Origin of the sequence: Geobacillus sp. TFV-3, from assembly GCF_009901865.1 — a bacterium.
Classification (GTDB): Bacteria; Bacillota; Bacilli; order Bacillales; family Anoxybacillaceae; genus Geobacillus; species Geobacillus thermoleovorans_A.
This window is the reverse complement of record NZ_MPSP01000001.1, coordinates 2241261-2258124: the sequence shown is the minus strand read 5'-3', so window position 1 is coordinate 2258124 and position 16864 is coordinate 2241261. Positions and strand designations below refer to the sequence as shown.

19 protein-coding genes and 1 pseudogene are annotated in these 16864 nt (G+C 54.6%); all 20 read left to right on the top strand.

What is annotated here, in order from left to right:
• Position 1: 1 nt before the first annotated feature.
• The 20 genes and pseudogenes from flgD to BJQ97_RS11260 all read left to right on the top strand — a co-directional run bounded on the left by flgD (position 2) and on the right by BJQ97_RS11260 (position 16860).
• A complete protein-coding gene (gene flgD, locus BJQ97_RS11355; protein ID WP_160156657.1) occupies positions 2 to 430 on the top strand; it encodes a flagellar hook assembly protein FlgD in 429 nt (142 codons plus the stop codon).
• 18 nt (positions 431 to 448) lie between these two features.
• The gene (flgG, locus tag BJQ97_RS11350; protein ID WP_160156656.1) at positions 449 to 1309 is read left to right on the top strand and encodes a flagellar basal body rod protein FlgG; all 861 of its coding nucleotides are present in this window, start codon (positions 449 to 451) and stop codon (positions 1307 to 1309) included.
• Positions 1310 to 1353: 44 nt separating this feature from the next.
• A complete protein-coding gene (locus BJQ97_RS11345; RefSeq protein ID WP_160156655.1) occupies positions 1354 to 1578 on the top strand; it encodes a flagellar FlbD family protein in 225 nt (74 codons plus the stop codon).
• Complete coding sequence (gene fliL, locus BJQ97_RS11340) at positions 1565 to 1993, top strand: flagellar basal body-associated protein FliL (RefSeq protein ID WP_160156654.1); 429 nt, start codon at positions 1565 to 1567, stop codon at positions 1991 to 1993. The genes BJQ97_RS11345 and fliL overlap by 14 nt, the downstream gene beginning before the upstream one ends.
• 28 nt (positions 1994 to 2021) lie before the next feature.
• Positions 2022 to 3026, top strand: coding sequence for a flagellar motor switch protein FliM (gene fliM, locus BJQ97_RS11335; protein WP_160156653.1), 1005 nt, complete (start codon positions 2022 to 2024; stop codon positions 3024 to 3026).
• On the top strand, positions 3016 to 4197 hold the full coding sequence (gene fliY / locus BJQ97_RS11330) for a flagellar motor switch phosphatase FliY (RefSeq protein WP_160156652.1): 1182 nt from the start codon (positions 3016 to 3018) through the stop codon (positions 4195 to 4197). The genes fliM and fliY overlap by 11 nt, the downstream gene beginning before the upstream one ends.
• A 25-nt stretch (positions 4198 to 4222) precedes the next feature.
• Positions 4223 to 4582 carry a response regulator gene (locus BJQ97_RS11325; RefSeq protein ID WP_033025091.1) on the top strand — a complete coding sequence of 120 codons (360 nt, stop codon included), beginning with the start codon at positions 4223 to 4225 and terminating at the stop codon, positions 4580 to 4582.
• 19 nt (positions 4583 to 4601) lie between these two features.
• Positions 4602 to 5258 (top strand): flagella biosynthesis regulatory protein FliZ, encoded by a 657-nt coding sequence (fliZ, locus tag BJQ97_RS11320; RefSeq protein WP_160157604.1) that lies wholly within the window; start codon positions 4602 to 4604, stop codon positions 5256 to 5258.
• On the top strand, positions 5251 to 5919 hold the full coding sequence (gene fliP, locus BJQ97_RS11315) for a flagellar type III secretion system pore protein FliP (protein WP_160156651.1): 669 nt from the start codon (positions 5251 to 5253) through the stop codon (positions 5917 to 5919). Before fliZ ends, fliP begins: the two co-directional genes overlap by 8 nt.
• Positions 5920 to 5934: 15 nt before the next feature.
• The gene (gene fliQ / locus BJQ97_RS11310; protein ID WP_044731712.1) at positions 5935 to 6204 is read left to right on the top strand and encodes a flagellar biosynthesis protein FliQ; all 270 of its coding nucleotides are present in this window, start codon (positions 5935 to 5937) and stop codon (positions 6202 to 6204) included.
• A 6-nt stretch (positions 6205 to 6210) separates the two neighbouring features.
• Positions 6211 to 6849, top strand: a pseudogene (fliR, locus tag BJQ97_RS11305) (flagellar biosynthetic protein FliR); the annotation flags it as partial.
• Positions 6850 to 6984: 135 nt separating this feature from the next.
• Positions 6985 to 8067: a flagellar biosynthesis protein FlhB gene (gene flhB / locus BJQ97_RS11300; RefSeq protein WP_160156650.1), complete on the top strand. Its 1083-nt coding sequence runs from the start codon at positions 6985 to 6987 to the stop codon at positions 8065 to 8067.
• 36 nt (positions 8068 to 8103) lie between these two features.
• Positions 8104 to 10149, top strand: a complete 2046-nt coding sequence (gene flhA / locus BJQ97_RS11295; RefSeq protein ID WP_236567369.1) for a flagellar biosynthesis protein FlhA — start codon at positions 8104 to 8106, stop codon at positions 10147 to 10149.
• Positions 10146 to 11258, top strand: a complete 1113-nt coding sequence (gene flhF, locus BJQ97_RS11290; protein WP_160156648.1) for a flagellar biosynthesis GTPase FlhF — start codon at positions 10146 to 10148, stop codon at positions 11256 to 11258. The genes flhA and flhF overlap by 4 nt, the downstream gene beginning before the upstream one ends.
• Positions 11252 to 12118: a MinD/ParA family protein gene (locus BJQ97_RS11285; RefSeq protein ID WP_160156647.1), complete on the top strand. Its 867-nt coding sequence runs from the start codon at positions 11252 to 11254 to the stop codon at positions 12116 to 12118. Before flhF ends, BJQ97_RS11285 begins: the two co-directional genes overlap by 7 nt.
• Positions 12119 to 12127: 9 nt before the next feature.
• Positions 12128 to 13177 (top strand): protein-glutamate methylesterase/protein-glutamine glutaminase, encoded by a 1050-nt coding sequence (locus BJQ97_RS11280; protein ID WP_160156646.1) that lies wholly within the window; start codon positions 12128 to 12130, stop codon positions 13175 to 13177.
• A 13-nt stretch (positions 13178 to 13190) separates the two neighbouring features.
• The gene (locus BJQ97_RS11275; protein ID WP_160156645.1) at positions 13191 to 15191 is read left to right on the top strand and encodes a chemotaxis protein CheA; all 2001 of its coding nucleotides are present in this window, start codon (positions 13191 to 13193) and stop codon (positions 15189 to 15191) included.
• 82 nt (positions 15192 to 15273) lie between these two features.
• Positions 15274 to 15711 carry a chemotaxis protein CheW gene (locus BJQ97_RS11270; protein ID WP_011230743.1) on the top strand — a complete coding sequence of 146 codons (438 nt, stop codon included), beginning with the start codon at positions 15274 to 15276 and terminating at the stop codon, positions 15709 to 15711.
• A 22-nt stretch (positions 15712 to 15733) separates the two neighbouring features.
• Positions 15734 to 16366, top strand: a complete 633-nt coding sequence (locus tag BJQ97_RS11265) for a chemotaxis protein CheC (RefSeq protein ID WP_160156644.1) — start codon at positions 15734 to 15736, stop codon at positions 16364 to 16366.
• Positions 16363 to 16860, top strand: coding sequence for a chemotaxis protein CheD (locus tag BJQ97_RS11260; protein ID WP_160156643.1), 498 nt, complete (start codon positions 16363 to 16365; stop codon positions 16858 to 16860). Before BJQ97_RS11265 ends, BJQ97_RS11260 begins: the two co-directional genes overlap by 4 nt.
• The last annotated feature ends 4 nt before the right edge of the window (positions 16861 to 16864 follow it).

Here is a 16864-nt window from a genome sequence, read left to right as displayed (position 1 = left end):
GATGACAACGAATGTGATCGATGGAAGTTTATGGCTGGTCAACGCGGTTCAGCCGGAACGGAAAACGGGCAATCAAATTTTAGGAAAAGACGATTTTCTCAAAATTTTGCTCGCTCAGCTGCAAAACCAAGATCCGCTTAATCCAATGGAAGATAAAGACTTCATTGCACAGATGGCGAGCTTTTCCTCGCTTGAGCAAATGATGAATATCGCGAATCTGATGCAACAATGGATGCAAGCGTCCAGCCGCGATGCGCTGCTGCGCTACAGTGAATGGATCGGCAAAACGGTGCACTGGCAAGACGGTGAGACGATGATGAGCGCCGTCGTTCAATCGGTCATGCAAAAAGACGGCCAAGTGACTCTTGGGCTTGATAACGGGACAACGATTGCCGCGGATGCGGTCGTGAAAGTCGAACAAAAAGGATAAAAAGGGGAGAGGGAACCGATGCTTCGTTCGATGTATTCCGGAATCGGCGCCATGCGCAACTTTCAAACGAAGTTGGATGTCATCGGCAACAACATCGCCAACGTCAACACGTACGGATTTAAAAAAGGACGAACGGTGTTTAAAGATTTAATGAGCCAGACGATTTCTGGCGCAAGCGGGCCGAACGCCGGCCGCGGCGGGACGAATCCGAAGCAAGTCGGGCTCGGTTCGCAGCTTGCGGCGATCGACACCGTCCATACGCAAGGCAGCTTGCAAACAACCGGCCGCGTGCTCGATTTGGCGATTTCTGGGGATGGATTCTTTATTCTCGGCGAGTTGAATAATGGAAATCTTATAAATCCGTTGTTTACGAGAGCAGGAAATTTTTATTTAGATAAAGAGGGATATATTGTCAATGCCGACGGCTTATATTTAGTCGGTGAAGGATATCAGAACGGGGCATTTACGGGAAAACGGGCTCGAATTCAAATTCCAACTGATGCGCAAAGCGTCAGCATCGGCGCTGATGGGGTTGTGAACTATGTAGATGCGGTTGGAAACTTGCAAGTGGCAGGGAGAATTCGACTGGCCAAGTTCCCCAACAATGATGGGTTAGAAAAAGTAGGGGAAAATTTATTTAGAGAAACAGCCAACTCAGGCACAATCATCAATCCAAATAATCAAAACGAATGGATTGCCTACTCGCCTCAAGAAAGCGGAGCGGGCTCAATTGTTTCCGGCGCGCTTGAAATGTCCAACGTCGACCTTGCCGAGGAATTCACGGAGATGATCGTCGCCCAACGGGGCTTCCAGGCGAATACGCGCATCATTACGACATCGGACGAAATTTTGCAAGAGCTTGTCAACTTGAAAAAATAGAATAGGAGGTAGGGCGTGAGCGGCCTTCTCTCGCCTGCTGGCCGATGATTTCGTTAACGAAGCTCAACGGCAAACGGTTTGTGCTCAATGCGCTGTACATCGAACAAATTGAAGCGTTTCCTGATACGACCGTGACCCTGACGAACGGCAAAAAATTCGTCGTCCGCGAAACGGTCGAGCAAGTGGTTGCACGAGCGAGCGAATTTTACCAGCAGCTTGGCGTGTTTCGCTTACCGAAAGCAGGAGGATTGGACAGTGAAAGGGAATAAAGCAATCAAAACGATGATCATTGTGCTGGCAGTCATCGCCTTAGCCGGAACGGCGGCGCTTGCCGCGGTGATGAAGATGGGACATGCCGAGAAACAGGGGGCGCCAAGCGCCGATGAACTTGCAGAACGATCGATCGACATTCCGGAAATGACAACGAATTTAGCGGACGGGCGTTATATTAAAATCTCATTTAAAATTGAAACAGACAGCGATCAAGGAAAAGAAGAGGCGGAGAAACGGGATTTTCAGATGAAAGACGTGATCATCGAGCAACTCTCACAGATGAAAGCGGCCGACTTTAAAGGAAAAGAAGGGCTGACGGCGCTGAAAGAGCGGTTGAAGCGTGAGATCAACGGACTGATGCAAGAAGGGAGAGTGGAGAACGTCTACATTACCTCTTTTATCCTCCAGTAGCCCTGTCATTGGAAGGGGGGAAGACGAAATGACGGCCGGGGAAGTATTGTCGCAAAGCGAAATTGACGCGTTGCTCGCTGCGCTTTCTGCAGGGGAGATGAGCGCGGAGGAGCTGAAAAAAGAGGAGGAAGACCGACGCGTCAAAACGTATGATTTCCGGCGGGCGCTCCGGTTTTCCAAAGATCAAATCCGCAGCCTGACGCGCATTCATGAGAATTTCGCCCGTCTGCTGACAACGTTTTTTTCCGCCCAGTTGCGCACGTATGTGCAAATTTCGGTTGCATCGGCCGACCAAATTCCATACGAAGAATTTGTCCGCTCCATCCCAAAAATGACGATCATCAATGTCTTTGAGGTGCCACCGCTTGGCGGGCATGTCCTTTTGGAAGTCAACCCGAACATCGCTTACGCCATGCTTGATCGGGTGATGGGCGGGCGCGGCGTTGGCATGGATAAAGTGGAGCATTTGACTGAGATTGAAACACGCATCATGTCTAATTTGTTTGACAAGGCGTTTATCCATTGGCGCGACGCTTGGGAATCGGTGGCGGAAGTCGATCCGCTCTTTGTCGATTTTGAAGTCAATCCGCAGTTTTTGCGCATGATTGCGCCGAACGACACCGTCGTCGTCATTTCGCTCAACGCGCAAATCGGCGAAGCGCGCGGTATGATGAATGTGTGCATTCCGCATGTCGTCTTGGAGCCGATTATGCCGCGGCTGTCGGTGCATTACTGGATGCAGGCGCAAAAAAAGGAGCGTTCCCCCGAGGAAGCGAAACGGATCGAACAGCGCATCCGCGCGGCAAAATTGCCGATTATCGCTGAACTGGGAACGGCGGTCATCACCGTCAATGAATTTCTTCAACTCGAAGCCGGCGACGTCATTCAGCTTGAACAGTCGATTCATGAGCCGCTCGTGGTCAAAATCGGCCATATTCCAAAGTTTATCGGCCAGCCCGGGAAGCGGAACAAAAAGCTGGCGGTGCAAATTTTAGCGATGATCGAGGGGGACGAAGACGATCATGATGAATGATGGAATGTTGTCGCAGGATGAAATTGATGCTTTGTTGCGCGGAATGGACAGCGATGGACATATTCCGGCGCTTCATGATATTCTCTCTCCACTTGAGCAGGACGCTCTTGGGGAAATCGGCAATATTTCTTTCGGCAGTTCGGCTACTGCACTGTCGATGTTATTGAACCAAAAGGTGGAAATTACGACGCCAAGTGTGTCCATGATCGAGCGCGCAAGCGTCGCCGATGAGTTTCCGCAGCCATATGTCGCCATCCAAGTCAACTATACGGAAGGGCTGCTTGGGACAAACTTATTGGTCATTAAGCAGCAAGACGCGGCGATTATCGCTGATTTAATGCTTGGCGGCGACGGAACGGCGGCCGATGGCCCACTCGGAGAGATTCAGCTGAGCGCTGTTCAAGAAGCGATGAACCAAATGATGGGCTCAGCGGCGACGTCGATGTCGACCGTCTTTGGCAAGCGGGTTGATATTTCCCCGCCGACGCTCCATCTTCTTGATTTGACGGAAGGAAAAGGGATGGAATATTTGCCGGACGAAGATTTTCTCATTAAAGTGTCGTTTCGGCTGAAAATTGGCGATTTGATCGACTCAAGCATTATGCAGCTGTTGCCGATCAGTTTCGCGAAAGAATTGGTCGCCCAATTGCTCGGCTCGCCGCTTGAGGAGCCGGGGGCTGCGGAAGTCAACCTCAAGCCGTCGGCGGACGCACGGCCGTTCAGCGAGCCGCAGCCTGTTCTGACTGACGCTCAGACGAACGGCGGTGCGGCCGTTTCAGAAGCGGCGAGCCGCTCGATGGATAAACCGCCCGCTGGACGCGCAGACAAGGAGAGAGAGGGGGCAACCGCGCGGCATATTCAAACCGCCGATTTCGTCGAGTTCGATGCCCCGCCGCTTGCGGCAACGGAGGTGCACAATTTAGAGTTGCTGTTTGATGTGCCGTTGCAGGTGACGGTTGAGCTCGGACGGACGAAGCGGTCGGTGCAGGAAATTTTGCAACTGTCGACTGGATCGATCATTGAGCTTGATAAGCTGGCCGGCGAACCGGTCGACGTGTTTGTCAACAACAAGCTGATCGCGAAAGGCGAGGTTGTCGTCATCGATGAAAATTTCGGGGTCCGCATCACGGACATCATCAGCCAAAGCGATCGGCTAACACGGCTAAAATAAACAGGCGTTTGGGAGGTAAGGGGACATGGCAAGAGTGCTTGTCGTTGATGATGCGGCATTTATGCGCATGATGATTAAAGACATTTTGACGAAAAACGGACATGAAGTCGTCGCTGAAGCGGCCGATGGGCGGCAGGCGATCGAGAAATACAAGGAAACCCGGCCTGATGTCGTAACAATGGATATTACGATGCCGGAGATGGATGGGATTACGGCGCTCAAGGAAATTAAAAAAATCGACAGCAACGCCAAAGTCATTATGTGCTCAGCGATGGGGCAGCAGGCAATGGTAATTGATGCCATTCAGGCAGGGGCGAAAGATTTTGTGGTCAAGCCGTTCCAAGCGGACCGCGTCATCGAGGCGATCAACAAAACGATCGGGTGAGCGATCAGAGATGGAAACTATGACAATTTGGCGCTGGGCGGCCGTTTTGCTGGCGGCAGCCATCGCTTTGGGGCCGGTGCCGGCATCGGCCGCTCAAAGCCCGACGGTCGCCGACTGTCTGCAGCATCCCGATTCATGCGGGCCGTCAGCTCCTTCCAGGCAGCAGACAAAGCAGACAGCGAATCAAGCCGCAGATGCGGTTTCCGCTTCCGATGTGCTTCGGCTCATCGGCGCGACCGCCTTTGTCCTCATTCTTCTTTATGCGTTGTTAAGATGGATGTCTCGCCGTCAGTCATTCGTTTTGAGCCAAAAGGGCGTCATCGAACATCTCGGCGGGACGAGCGTCGGGGCGAACCGCTCTGTGCAGCTGATTAAAGTCGGCCGCCGGCTGCTCGTCATCGGCGTCGGCGATTCGATTCAGCTGCTTAGGGAAATTGAGGATGAAAAGGAAATCAACGAGCTGCTAGCGCAGCATCGCGAGCGGTTGGAACGAATGACGGAGTTCGGCCGGTTTGGCTCTCTCCTTCGCGGCGAGTGGACGGGTAAATCAAAAAGGAAAAACGGTTTGCCGCCGTCGTTTTCGGCGCTGTTGGCTGAGGAGATGAAGCAAATGGCTGAAAAACGGAACGAGTGGCTGAAGCGGCTGAAAGGGAAAGGAACGGCGGGCGATGAGTGAATTTGTCCATATGTTTGATTCGATGGCTCCCGAGCACGTGTCGACAGCGGTGAAGCTTCTTCTGCTGCTCACGGTGTTGTCGATCGCTCCCGGCATTCTCATTATGATGACATGTTTTACCCGCATCGTCATCGTTTTGTCGTTTGTGCGCACGGCGCTCGGCACGCAGCAGATGCCGCCGAACCAAGTGCTCGTCGGGCTCGCATTGTTTTTAACGTTTTTCATTATGGCGCCAACCTGGAAAGAAATTAACGACCAGGCATTGCAGCCGCTGTTTGCCGACAAAATTGAGTTGGAGGAGGCGTATGAACGGTCGGCTGTTCCGCTGAAGCAGTTTATGAGCCAATACACAAGGCAGGAAGATTTGGCGCTGTTTTTATCGTACAGCGGCGCCAAACAGCCGAAAACGGTCAACGACATCCCGATGACCGCGCTCGTGCCGGCGTTTGCCATCAGTGAGTTGAAAACGGCGTTTCAAATGGGATTTATGATTTTTATTCCGTTTTTAGTCATCGACATGATCGTCGCCAGCGTCCTAATGTCGATGGGGATGATGATGCTGCCGCCAGTGATGATTTCGCTGCCGTTTAAAATTTTATTGTTTGTGCTTGTTGATGGATGGCATTTGGTCGTCAAATCATTGTTGCAAAGTTTTCAATAAAGATAGGTGGCGTTTATGAGTGCCGATTTCATCATCCGCCTTGCTGAACAAGGCGTGTATATCGTGCTTGTCGTCTGCGGACCGCTCTTGTTGTTGTCCCTTGCCGTCGGGCTTGTCGTCAGCATTGTTCAAGCCGCGACGCAAATTCAAGAGCAGACGCTCGCGTTTGTGCCGAAAATCGTCGCCGTCTTGCTTGGACTTGTGTTCTTTGGGCCGTGGATGCTCTCGAAAATGGTGTCGTACGCGCACGATATTTTCAACAATCTTGCTTCGTTTATAGGCTGATCGGCGATGGAACAAGTATGGACTTATTTTCCGGCGTTTTTGCTCGTCTTTGTCCGCGCAGCTTCCTTTTTCGCGGCGATGCCGTTGTTTTCCTATCGAACTGTGCCGGCTTCGTATAAAGTCGGACTGGCGTTTTTGTTCAGTTGGCTGTTGTTTTTGGCCATGCCCAAACCTGTGTTGGCGCTTGACGGCGTGTACGTCTTGCTCGTCGTGAAAGAAGCGCTAGTCGGGCTGGCGCTTGGTCTGCTGGCTGCGATCCTCATGGCGGCGGTGCAAATCGCCGGCGGTTTGATCGACTTTCAAGCCGGGTTTGCCATCGCCAACGTCATCGATCCGCAAACCGGAGCGCAAAGCCCGCTGCTTGGCGAATATCTTCATTTGCTGGCGCTTTCCCTTTTTCTTATGCTTGACGGGCACCATTTGCTGCTTGATGGCATGTTTTACAGCTATCATTGGCTGCCGCTTGACCGCTTGCCTCACGTCGCTGACGGGCGGGCGATAGAATACGCGGTGCGGGCGTTTGCCGCGATGTTCGCCGTTGCGTTCCAAATGGCAGCCCCGCTTGTCGGATCGCTCTTTTTAGTTGATGTGGCGCTTGGCATCATCGCCCGCGCGGTGCCGCAAATGAACATTTTCGCGGTCGGCTTTTCCGTCAAAACGGCGGCGGCGTTTTGGCTCCTGTTGGCGGAGATTGGGGAATATTGCTCGCGGCGCGCAGTGTATTTCACTTCATGTTTGCTTCGTTGCGCGAGTTTATGCGGCTGTTGGGGGGCGGATAAGATGGGCGGGTGGCGCCTCGATTTGCAATTTTTCGCTGGGGAAAAAACCGAAAAGGCGACGCCTCGCAAACGGCAAGAAGTGCGGGAAAAAGGGCAGGTGGCCAAAAGCGGCGATGTCGTTTCCGCTTCCGTGTTGCTTGCTTCGTTTCTGGCTTTGTTTTTGGCTGGGGAGTACGAGCGGGATGGTCTGTTGCGGTTGTTCACCCGCGCCTTGTCCGATTCTGCGTCCGCTTCGTTGACAATCGACTCGCTTCACCAGCTGTTTCTTGACTGGCTTTCCCATGCCGCCTTGCTTTTGGCGCCGCTGTTTGCCGCTGCAGTGCTGGCGGCCGGGTTGGCCAACTTTTTGCAAATCGGCGCCATGTTCACCGTTGAACCGTTAAAAATGGATTGGAACCGCCTCAATCCCGTGCAAGGAATGAAACGGCTGTTTTCGTTGCGCGCTTTGGTCGAGCTGTTGAAATCCGTGTTAAAAGCGGGAATTATCGGTGCGGTCGTGTTCGCGGCGCTGTTGGCCGAACGAAGTGAGCTCGCGGCGCTCGTTTCCAAGACGCCGGGCGCAGCTTTGATTGTCGTCGGCGGCTTGACGGTGAAAATGGGGCTGTACGCCGCGGGGGCGCTCTTGTTTTTAGCGCTGTTTGATTACTTGTATCAGCGGTTTGAATTTGAAAAAAGCATCCGCATGTCCAAACAGGACATTAAAGATGAATACAAAAAGACGGAAGGCGATCCGCTCATCAAATCGCGCATCAAGCAAAAACAGCGCGAGATGGCGATGAGGCGGATGATGCAGGAAGTGCCGAAAGCGGATGTCGTCATTACGAACCCGACGCATTACGCCGTTGCCCTCAAGTATGAAGACGGCAAGATGGAAGCACCGGTCGTCGTCGCGAAAGGGGCGGATTATATGGCGTTGAAAATCAAGGAAGTGGCGAAAGCCCACGGCGTCGTTACCGTTGAGAACCGTCCGTTGGCGCAGGCGCTCTACCGTCAGACGGAAGTCGGCGACATGATTCCAGAGGCGTTTTTTAAGGCAGTGGCGGAAATTTTGGCATATGTCTATCGGCTCAAAGGAAACGTGTAGCAACAAGGAGAGAAAACAATGCAAGCAGAGAAAACAATGCAAGCGCAAATAAAAGATTTATCTGTGTTGTTTCTTGTCGTGCTCATCGTCGCCATGCTCGTCATCCCGCTGCCGACATGGCTGTTGAGCGTATTGATCATCATCAATATTTCCCTTGCCTTGCTTGTTTTGCTGACGGCGATGAACACGAAAGAGCCGCTTGAGTTTTCCATTTTTCCGTCATTGCTTTTAGTGCTGACGCTGTTTCGGCTCGGGCTGAACGTGTCAACCACCCGCTCGATTTTAAGCAAAGGGGAGGCGGGCGGCGTCGTTGAAACGTTCGGAACGTTCGTCGTTGGCGGCGATGTCGTCGTTGGGTTTGTCGTGTTTTTGATCTTGGTCATCATTCAGTTTGTTGTCATCACCAAAGGGGCGGAGCGCGTCTCTGAAGTGGCGGCTCGCTTTACGCTCGATGCGATGCCCGGCAAACAGATGAGCATTGACGCCGATTTAAACGCCGGCATGATTTCGGAGCAAGAAGCGCGAAAGCGGCGGGAAAAAGTGGCGCAAGAAGCCGATTTTTACGGAGCAATGGACGGGGCGAGCAAGTTCGTGAAAGGCGATGCCATCGCCAGCATCATTATCGTCGTCATCAACATGCTGTTTGGCATGGTGATCGGCGTCGTCGAGCAAGGAATGGACATGGCGGAGGCGGCGAAGCGCTACACGCTGTTGACGGTCGGCGACGGAATCGTCAGCCAAATTCCGGCGCTGTTGATTTCCACGGCAACCGGCATCATTGTCACTCGAGCAGCGTCCGACAGCAATTTGAGCAGCGATATTATGCGCCAGCTGTTCGCCTTTCCGAAAATGTTGTACGTCACGGCAGGAACGATTTTCCTGCTCGGCTTGTTTACGCCGATCAACGACTTGTTGACGATGCCGATTGCCGTGTTGCTGGCGCTTGGCGGCTATCGATTTATCGAGCGGCAAAAGCAAGAAGAAGCGGCGTTGGCTGCTCCGGAAGAGGAGGCGGCGGCCGCAGACGAATTGAAAAGCCCGGAAAGCGTTATTCAGCTGCTGCACGTTGACCCGATTGAGTTTGAGTTCGGCTACGCGCTCATTCCGCTCGCCGATGCCAATCAAGGCGGCGATTTGCTCGACCGGATCGTCATGATTCGTCGTCAGCTCGCGCTTGAGCTCGGCATCGTCATTCCGGTCGTGCGTGTTCGCGACAACATCCAGCTGCAGCCGAATGAATACCGGATCAAAGTGAAAGGCGAGGAAGTGGCGCGCGGCGAGTTGTTGCTTGACCATTATTTGGCGATGAGTCCTGGAGGGGATGACGGTTCGATCGACGGCATTGACACGATCGAACCTGCGTTTGGTCTGCCGGCGAAATGGATTTCCGAGACTGTAAAAGATCGGGCAGAAATGCTTGGCTATACAGTCGTCGACCCGCCATCGGTCGTCTCGACGCACTTAACGGAGGTGCTGAAAGCCCATGCCCACGAACTGCTGGGGCGTCAGGAAACAAAACAGCTGATCGATCATTTAAAAGAATCGTATCCGGTGCTTGTCGACGAGGTGACGCCGAATCCGTTGTCTGTCGGCGACGTGCAAAAAGTGCTCGCCAAGCTGTTGAAAGAGAAAGTGTCGATCCGCAACTTGCCGCTTATTTTTGAGGCGCTCGCCGATTTTGCCCGCCTGACCAGCGACACCGATTTGTTGACGGAATACGTCCGCCAAGCGTTGGCGCGGCAAATCACCTCGCAGTACGCCGTGCCGGGCGAGCCGCTGCGCGTCATTACGCTGTCGGGCAGGGTGGAAAAAACGATCGCCGACGCCGTGCAGCAAACCGAGCATGGCCGCTATTTGGCGCTCGAGCCGGCGCGGGCGCAGGCGTTTGTGGAAGCGGTCGCCGCGGCGCTTGAACGCTATCCGTTCGCCGGCCAGACGCCGATTTTGCTCTGCTCTCCGGCGGTGCGCATGTACGTCCGCCAGCTGATCGAGCGCCATTTTCCGACTGTTCCGGTGCTGTCGTACAACGAGCTTGAAGCGGATGTCGAAGTTCAAAGCGTGGGGATGGTGGAAATTGAATGAAAGTGAAAAAATTTGTCGCCCCGTCCATGAACGAAGCGATGAAAATGGTTCGCGCCGAACTTGGCCGCGACGCCGTCATTTTGCACTCGAAAGTCGTGCAGACCGGCGGATTTTTCGGTCTGTTTGCGAAAAAAAAGATCGAAGTGTTGGCCGGCGTTGATCCGGATCCATTGCCGCGGCGTCAGCCGAGTGTTGCTGCGTCCTTTGCCCCTTTGCGGGTGGCTGAGCGGGAGGAAGACAGCTCGCTTGCCCGTGAGATCGAGGAAGTCAAGGCGCTCATCCGTCACTTCAACGCCCGCTCGTCTTCGCTGCTGTACCCTCCGCCGCTTGCGGAAGCGGAACGTCGCCTCGTTCGGCAAGGGATGGCAGATGTGTACGTCCGCCAAGTGATGGATCGCCTGCTTGAGCGGTGGTATGCCGACAAAGACGGCCGGTCGCCCGCTGCGGTTGCTGCCTGGGTGAGAGAAGCGGTGCGTGATTTATTGTCGACGCTTCCGTTTGTCAAAACGGCGGAGCAAAAAAAGTATATGATTTTGCTAGGTCCAACCGGGGTTGGAAAAACGACGACGCTCGCCAAAATGGCGGGGCGCGCCGTCCTCGAGCAAGGAAAAAAAGTCGGGTTCATCACGGCCGACACGTACCGGATCGCCGCCATCGACCAACTGAAGACGTATGCCGACATTTTGCACGCTCCGTTGGAAGTATGCTACAATGCCGATGATTTTCGGACCGCGAAGCGGAAATTGGCCGGCTGCGATCTCGTGTTTGTCGATACGGCTGGCCGCAACTTCCGCAACCCGCAATACGTCGATGAACTGCAGCAAACGCTCGAGTTTGACCATGAAACGGAAACGTTTCTCGTGTTCGCCGCCACCGGAAAGTATGACGACATGAAGGCGGTCTATGATCGCTTTTCCCGCTTGCCAATCAATCAATTGATCGTGACGAAGCTCGATGAGACCGACTCGTTTGGCGCGATCGTCAATGTGTTGCTTGACAGCCGGCTTGCCGCCGCCTATTTCACAAACGGGCAAAATGTGCCGGACGACATGGTGGAAGCGTCCGCAGACCGGCTCGTTCATTTGCTGTTTGGGGCGGAGCGATGGTGAGCGATCAAGCGGAACGGCTGCGCTATGAGCTGGGCCGTCGGCGCCAGCCGGCGGCGGGGCCGCGGACCATCGCAGTGACGAGCGGGAAAGGCGGAGTCGGCAAGTCAAACCTTTCGCTCAATTTTTCGCTGTCGCTCTCGAAGCTCGGGTTTCGCATCTTGTTGCTTGATATGGACATCGGCATGGGCAACATCGACATTTTGCTTGGCCAGTCGTCGCCATTGACGCTTTCGGATTGGTTTTCCGCGCGGTTGCCGCTTTCGGAGCTGGTAAAAAGCGGACCGGAGCATCTATCGTATATTGCTGGAGGGACGGGCGCCGCGCAATGGTTGAGTGTCGATCGATCCGCTATCGACTATTTGTTGGCCGAGCTGCAGACGGTGGCGTCGCGATATGATTATCTCATTTTCGATATGGGGGCGGGTGCCTCAGAAGAACGATTGTATTTTTTAAAGTCCGTCGACGATGTGTTTATTGTTACGACGCCGGAGCCGACCGCGATGATGGATGCGTACGCCATGATGAAATATATGCACACCGCCGGCAGCGAGGCTCCGTTTTCCGTCATCGTCAACCGCGCCGGCAGCGAGCGGGAAGGATATGGCGTTTTTTCGCGCCTGCAGCATGCCGCCAGTCGGTTTTTCCATAAAGACATCGCCTTGCTTGGCGTCGTTCCTGAAGACCGGACTGTTGCACGCTGTGTCATACGGCAAACGCCGTTTGTTCTCTTTGATCCGGCAGCGAAGGCGAGTCGGGCAGTGCGTCAAATGGCATGCCGCTATGCGGCGGAAGGAGAAAAAGAGTTGGAACGGGCTCCCCGCTTTTTTGCGAAGCTGCGTCAACTTTTGCTAGAAAGGTAGAGACGGAAAATGAAGGCGATCAAGGTGCTTGTCGTCGATGACTCGGCGTTTATGCGCAAATGGATCAGTGATTTTTTGTCCGAGCATCCGCGCCTCGAAGTCATCGGAACAGCTCGCAACGGCCGGGAGGCGCTCGAGAAAATCGCTGCCCTAAGGCCGGATGTCGTGACGCTTGATGTGGAAATGCCGGTTATGAACGGACTCGAAACGTTGCAGCGCATCATGCGGGATCATCCTGTGCCGGTCGTCATGGTGTCAAGCACGACGGCCGAAGGGGCGGAAAACACGATCGCCGCCATGCAGTGCGGAGCGGTCGACTTTGTCGCCAAGCCGTCCGGACCGATTTCGCTCGATTTGTACAAAGTGAAAGATGAACTGATTGGAAAAGTGCTGCACGCGAGCGAAGCGAACGTGTCCGCCTTGGCTGCCCCGCGCTACCAACGCCCGTCTTGGCGCCCATCGTTCAAAGCGGCGGCGCGGCCGCAACAGTCCATCGTCGCGATCGGCACTTCCACCGGCGGTCCGCGTGCGCTCGAGACGGTGTTGACGCAGCTTCCGCCCGATCTAGCGGCTCCGGTCGTCGCTGTCCAGCATATGCCGAAAGGGTTTACGGCATCGCTCGCCAATCGGCTTGATGCGCTTACCGCGATCACGGTCAAGGAGGCGGAAGACGGAGAAGTGCTGCGGAATGGCACCGCCTATATTGCGCCAGGCGGCGTTCATCTCATCGTTCGCGAAGAAGGCGGCGTGCTGACAGCCCGTTTCGACGAATCGCCGCCGCGCGCCGGCCATCGTCCGGCTGTTGACGTGTTGTTCGAGTCGCTCGCTGCCATTCGCCGCTGTCGGAAAATCGCAGTGATCATGACCGGGATGGGAAGCGACGGAACAGCGGGACTGAAAAAGCTGAAGGAAAGCGGGGACACAAAAGCGATCGCGGAAGCGCGCGAGACAGCCGTTGTCTTTGGGATGCCAAGAGCGGCGATCGAGGCTGGCGTCGTTGATGTCATCGTTCCGCTTGACAGCATCGCCGCTGCTATCGTCCAATTGATCGGGGAGTAAGGGGGGAAATGGCATGGACATGAGCCAATATTTGGATTTGTTTATTGATGAAAGCAAAGAGCATTTGCAGGCGATCAACGAGCGGCTGTTGGAACTTGAAAAAACTCCAGAGGACATGTCTGTGGTGAATGATATTTTCCGTTCGGCCCATACGTTGAAAGGCATGTCTGCTACAATGGGGTTTGAAGATTTGGCCAATTTGACGCACCAAATGGAAAACGTGCTCGATGGCATCCGCAATCGGCGGCTTTCCGTTACCCCGGAATTGCTTGACGTCATTTTTGAGGCCGTCGACCATTTGGAGGCGATGATCAGTTCCATCGCTGCAGGCGGCGACGGAACGCGCGATGTAAGAGGAACAGTCGAACAGCTGAAACGAATCGAGCAAGGGGAGATGCCGAACAAGCAGGCAGCAAGGGAAGAACCGCCCCTTGAACATGCGTATGGGGAGTTTGAATACCATGTGCTCGAGCAGGCAATGGAGCAGGGATTTTCCGTCTACGAAATCCGCGTTCGGCTTCGTGATGATTGCTTGTTGAAAGCAGCGCGCGTCTATATGGTGTTTGAACAGCTGAATGAAGTCGGAGAAATTGTGAAAGCAACGCCGCCGGTCGAGATGCTGGAGGAAGAACAGTTTGACCGGGAGTTTCTCGTTACAGTCGTATCCAAAGCGCCAGCCGATGAGTTGCAAAAGCGGCTGATGAGCATTTCGGAAATTGATGACGTCAAGGTGTCTAGGCTATCGAGCGATGAACCGTCGCCAGAAAGCGAGAAAGCGGCTGCGCCCCAACAACCAGCCGCTATGGAGCAGGCGGCGACCGTTCAGGCCGAAGCAGAGGCGCCGGAAAAACAAACAGCGAAACAGGCGACGAAAACGATCCGCGTCAACATCGAACGGCTCGATCGGTTGATGAACTTATTTGAAGAATTGGTTGTCGACCGCGGTCGGCTTGAGCAAATTTCCCGCGAACTGAACCATGCTGAATTGACGGAAACGGTCGAGCGGATGTCTCGCATTTCGAGCGATTTGCAGACCATCATTTTAAATATGCGCATGGTGCCGGTCGAAACGGTGTTCAACCGCTTCCCGCGCATGGTGCGCCAGCTCGCCCGCGAGCTCGGCAAAAAGGTGCGCCTTGACATCATCGGCGCGGATACCGAGCTTGACCGGACGGTGATCGATGAAATCGGCGACCCGCTTGTCCATTTGATCCGCAATGCACTCGACCATGGCATCGAAGCGCCGGATGTCCGGGTGGCGCGCGGAAAGCCGGAAGAAGGGACCGTTCAATTGCGAGCATACCATAGCGGCAACCATGTCTTTATTGAAATCGAGGATGACGGCGCCGGCATTTCCCGGGAGAAGGTGCTGCAAAAGGCGAAAAGCCGCGGCATTGTCTCGCCGCAGGCGGCGGAGCATTTGAACGATCAGCAAATTTACGAGTTGATTTTCGCTCCCGGCTTTTCGACCGCTGAGCAAGTTTCGGACATTTCCGGCCGCGGCGTCGGTTTGGATGTCGTCAAAAGCACGATTGAGTCGCTCGGCGGCACTGTTTCGGTCGATTCGCAGCCTGGAAAAGGGTCGCTCTTTTCGATTCAGCTGCCGCTCACATTGTCGATCATCTCCGTGTTGCTCGTTCAAATTGCCGAGGAAACGTACGCGATTCCGCTGTCATCGATCATTGAGACGGCGCTGGTGAAAAAGGAAGAGATTTTTTCCGCCCACAACCAGCCGGTCATCGATTTTCGCGGCAAAATCGTCCCGCTCGTCCTCCTGAAGGACGTCTTCGCTGTTCCTGGAGCGGCCGATGACGGAGATGCGGTGGCGGTCGTGATCGTCCGGAAAGGGGAAAAACTGGCGGCGCTGGCGGTCGACTCGTTTATCGGTCAGCAAGAAGTCGTGTTGAAATCTCTAGGAAACTATTTATCTTCGGTTTTTGCCATCTCGGGGGCGACGATTTTGGGAGACGGCCGGGTGGCGCTGATTATCGACTGCAACGCGCTCGTGAAGTAGGAGATGGCCGCGTCGGTGCGGGGCGCCTATGGCGTTGATCTGCCGTTTTCAGTGGCATGTCGAAAAAAAGGGGGAGGATTGGATGACGGCCAGCGTGCAAGCAGACTGGAAAGTGATTGCGTTTCGCCTAAAAGAAGAAGAATATGCTTTGCCGGTGCAGCATGTCCGTTCCATCGAGAAAATGCAGCCGATCACGCGCGTGCCGGGGACGGCCCATTATGTAAAAGGGGTCATTAACTTGCGCGGTGTTGTGACGCCGATCATCGATTTGCGTGAGCGGTTCGGGTTTGCCCCCGAACCATATGGGGAACAGACGCGAATCATTATCGTTGCTCTTGAGGATATGGAAGTCGGGCTCATCGTCGATGCCGCGAATGATGTCCTTGATCTGCCGGCGGAAAGCATCGAACCGCCGCCAGAGGCCATTGGCTCCGTTGAGGCAAGTTACATCGACGGCGTGGCGAAAGTGGAGAATCGGCTCCTCATTTTGCTCGATTTGGCGAAAGTGCTCGACCGATAACCCGTGGAGAGGAGCGTTGACATTGGACGATATTCGCAATTTGACGGGGATGCATATTGACATTTTGCGCGAAATCGGCAACATTGGCGCCGGCAACGCGGCGACGGCTTTGTCGACGTTGCTGAACAAAAAAATTGAAATGGCGGTGCCGCGCGTTCAAATTGCGACGTTTGCCGAAATGATGGAATCCATCGGCGGACCGGAACAAGTCGTGGCGTGCGTCTATTTGCGCATCGAAGGAGAAGCGCCGGGAAACATGTTTTTCGTGTTGCCGCCGGAACAGGCTGAGCGGTTTGTCCGCCGGATGATTGGCGATGACTCGTTTTCGTTTCAAGGAGAAGCCCATGAGCTTGGCTGCTCGGCGCTTCAGGAGCTCGGCAATATTTTAGCCGGCTCGTATTTGTCGGCATTGGCCGACTTTACGCGGCTCAACTTGCACCCGTCCGTGCCGGCATTGGCCATCGACATGATTGGAGCTGTGCTGTCGTTCGGATTGCTTGAGCTGTCGCGTGTTGGCGATTACGCCATTTTGATTGACACAGCCATTTACGATGAACGGCGCCCGGACGAAAGCATCAACGGCCATTTCTTTCTTCTGCCTGACCCTGGGTCGTTTTCCACCATCTTTCGAGCATTAGGTGTGGATGGTCTATGAGCACAGCGCAGGCTGTCAAAATCGGCATTGCGGAAATGGAGGTCGTCATAGCGCCGAATGTCATCCGCACGTGCGGGCTTGGGTCGTGCGTCGGTGTTGTCATTTACGATGCAGGCAAGGCGGTTGCCGGCATGGCGCATGTCATGCTTCCCCATTCCTCGATGGCGCGCGGCGGAGTCATCAATGCGGCTAAATACGCCGATACGGCGGTCGAGGCGCTCGTTCAGCTTGTCATGGCCGCTGGCGGGCGGAAAGGGATGCTGAAAGCGAAGCTGGCCGGCGGGGCGCAAATGTTTTCGTTTTCGACAGCTGGCGGCGATATGATGCGCATTGGCGCGCGCAATGTGGAGGAAGTGAAAAAGCAGCTCGAGCGGTTTCACATTCCGGTCGTCGCTGAAGATGTCGGGGGTCATAGCGGCCGCACGATCGAATTTAATCCGCAGACGGGCGTGCTCTCCATCCGCACCGCCGCACAAGAAACAAAGGAAATATGACCGG